We start from the raw sequence: 3428 nt of genomic DNA, 5'->3' as shown, positions 1-3428 counted from the left end.
CCGGCAAACGAGCTGAAAGCGCGGTTCGACAGCAGTCCGGAGGAGCTGCGGCAGGCAGTGAACGGAATCTGCGACGAGGCTTCGCGGCTGGAGGCGCGTGTGGAGGGCATCGTGGTGGACACGTTCGGGGACACGATCGATCGGGAGATGCTCTCAGAGGAGCTTGCCGCCGAGCTGGACGCAAAAGCGACCCAGGCCGCGCTCTCTGATGAAGCGGGAGCGCGTGTCCAATCGGATAAGGCCCTTGCCGACCGTTTAACGGCTAACGAAACACTGACCGCACAGAAATGTGAAATTTACTGCGGCAGTTATGCCGGAAGCTGGGACGGGGATTACAGCCATAGTAATACGAAAACCGTTTCTCTCGGCTTTCAGCCGAAAGCGGTTATTATTTCCTCGAGCAACGCGAGCAATATTGCCGGTTACGGCGCAACACTGGCACATATCGCGGTGGAGGATGCGGCGTCGCCATATGTTTCGATCACAAGTACCGGTTTTCAGGTAAGCCGCTATATGAACCTTTCGGCCAATGGTCCATTCCGGTATGTTGCGCTGAAATAGGGAAAACCCCCTCGAAATTCCGAGGGGGTTTTTTCCACCTTTAAAGATTACTGAACATCCTTAATCTCAGTAGCAGTCAGGGTAATCGCCTTGCCTGCCTTGATATCGTTTTCTGTCACAGTATACTCAAAAGTGATTTCGGTTGTAGAGCCGCCAGCCTTATTCTGGAGCTTGGTGCCGTTGGACAGCGTCAACTCATACTTAGCAGCCGTTCCACCATTATCGATGTTCGTGCCCGTTACAGTAATGGTAACCGTATCGTCTTTCGCTTTTGCCGCGGCCGCCGCAGCGGTCACAGCCATGTCCTTAGTAGTAGCCGTGGCACTGTCCTGCTTCAGATTAGCAGTCTCTACCGCCGCTACACCCACGTTTACCTTGGTGAAGGTGATATCCGTAATGTTAACGGAAACCTTAGCATCAGCAGTATCCACATCAGCAATAACAATGTCAGCAGTGTTGCCCGGCTTCAGGGTAATGTTCTGCGTGGTTTTGTATCCATCCACATCGATAGATGCTTTAGCAGTAGCTTCCGCGAAATCGCCTTCGACCGTCAACTGGACATGAACTTCCTTATCGCCAGAAACGTACTTGGAGCCTGCGCCAGTGATGATATCCTTATCCTCAACAGAGATTTCAGCATACTTGGTGCTGTAGTCGCCCTTCTCCTGAGTTTCGCCGCTGTCATCGCCGCTCTCGTGGCTCTTGCCGTCGAACGCGCCAGTGGTATCAACAACCAGAACCTTCAGGTCAACATCATCGTTGCCGTTTTCGTCAACCTGGAACATCACGTTGGAGGAGTAAGCAGTCTGATCGTTGCTGTCAATGTACTTCTCAGCCTTGGCCATCGCAGACGTGCCGTAGACGAAGTCCACGCCGATCTGGTCATCCTCGTCCGCAGCGGAGTCAACGAACAGGACAGCGGTGTCCGCGGTTACGTTGAACTTCTTGTTATCAACGCTGATGAACTTGGTGTCCGTGCTCTGGTTGCCGCCATAGTAAACGGTACCGTCATTACCGAAAGATGCCGCACCCTTAACCGCAGTCTGCTTGGAGGTATCAACATCCGCGATCTTGGCGACCTCGCTTACGTCGCTGATAACGTTGTCGGAGTTGATCGCGGAGTAGCCGATCAGCGTACCCTTAGCGCGAGCAGTCGCGTTCTCTTCGATAACGTCAACATACTCGTTGTCAGTCGTCCAGATCGTGTAGGAAGCATTGCCGTCCTTGTTCTGGCCGTTGTTGGTGACAACATATGCGTAGTTGTCGAAAGACTCGCCGCTGATGGTCATATCGTCGGTCTTGACAGTGATCATCATCGCACGGTTGAGACCGTTCTTGTCCTTCGTGAATACCGCGCCGGCTTCCTTAGAGGTAGCCAAATCATTGGTATTCAGCGCGTTATACTGCTTGCCGGTCAGCATCTTGGAGCGGCCGTTGCCGTCATACAGAATAACCGCGGCGGAATCATCCACGGTATAGTCCTTAGTGCTTACGGTTACCTTATCATTGCTCGGATCGGCCGTGCCGGTACCAACATAGAGGTAGCCATTGTACTTGATGGTGTCGATTGCCTCGAACTTCATCGAAGTATCCGAGCCGGAAACCTTGTAAGCCTTACCAGCCGAGCTGGAACCCAGGGTGACCTTGGTGTTGTCGGAGATGGTAACCAGCTTGGAGGTGCCGTCGAAGTAGCGGATACGGACCTGATCGCCGTTGATCGTGCCGTTGCTGACTACGACCGCAACGTTGGTCGGGAAGCCGCCTTTGCCGTCGTCGGACTTGATCTTAACGATCACGCCATTGACAACATAAGCCTTGACGGAGTCGCCGTTGGAAACATCCGAAGCGTTTTCGTCGGAAATGTTGTACCAGGTGCCGTCCAGCTTATACTGCTTGTAGTCGCCGTTGATCTTGTCATTCTTGTCGCGGGAGCCGTCCAGTGTGGTGCTGATGATATCAGCCTTGACAACATCCTTGCAGTCCTCATACAGGTTCGCGGAAACAACCGCCCAGTCGTCCTGCTCGATGTCCTCGTCGATGTTTTCGTCCTCGAACTTGTAGGTCTTGGAACCAGCGGTGATCTTATCGGAAGAAACGTAAGTCACTTCGCCGACCAGCTTCTCGAATACGATAGCGGTATCGATCTTGCCGTTGCCGTTCGCATCGACGAAAGTTACCTCGTCGGTGGACAGGTTGCCGTTGGACTCATTTTCGTTGAGTGCAGCGCCCTTGTCGAAATAGTCAAGAGACTGAGCCTTTTCCGCCTGCGCGCCGTCTACGCTGATAAAGGTAGTGGCGATCTTGGTGCCGTCGATCGAGTAGGACTTGCCGCCGAACTTAATCTTAGCGCCGTCCTTTTCAACGCCATTCATCAGGGTGGTGTAAACCGTGTTGTCCGAGATGGAATAGACGCCCAGAACGTTGTTGGTCTTTTCATCCTTGAACATGACCTTGACCTTCTGGCCCAGCAGGCTGGTGTAGTCCTCAGAAACCTTGGTAAAGGTCACATCGTCGTATCGGGCGATCTTGTGGTAGTTGTCGGAATCGTAGCTTTCGTCCAGCTTGATGGTCAGGGAGTCACGATCGATGGAGATCAGGGTACCGACATCCGAGGACAGGCCCATGTAAGCCTTACCAACGGTCTCCTTGACGCCGCCGTTGAGGATGTCGTCAAAAGACTGAGAATCGTTGGACCACTTGACACGGTTAGTATCCAAGGTGTTGTAGATCATCTGCGCGGCGTACTGACGCGGCAGGCCCTGCTCCAGGCCGGAGTTGACGTCGTCCAGCAGGCCGGCGGAGCCAGCATACTTCAGGGTGTTGGTGGACCAGTTGTGGCCTACCAGACCAGCCTTGTCAGCGTCGTA

At 53.6% G+C, this 3428-nt stretch carries 2 protein-coding genes; one reads left to right on the top strand and one right to left on the bottom strand.

Annotated elements, in window-relative coordinates; genetic code table 11:
• Positions 1-561, top strand: a 561-nt coding sequence (locus H8S45_RS15515; protein WP_186950542.1) for a hypothetical protein, incomplete at its 5' end; no start/stop codon positions are given.
• A 47-nt stretch (positions 562-608) separates the two neighbouring features.
• Here H8S45_RS15515 and H8S45_RS15510 read toward each other — a convergent pair.
• Positions 609-3428: hypothetical protein (locus tag H8S45_RS15510; RefSeq protein WP_186950540.1), on the bottom strand; the 2820-nt coding region annotated here is incomplete at its 5' end.

It is taken from the genome of Agathobaculum faecis (assembly GCF_014287995.1).
Taxonomy (GTDB): domain Bacteria; phylum Bacillota; class Clostridia; order Oscillospirales; family Butyricicoccaceae; genus Agathobaculum; species Agathobaculum ammoniilyticum.
The sequence above is the reverse complement of the archived record's forward strand: the minus strand, read 5'-3'. Positions and strand labels throughout refer to the sequence as shown.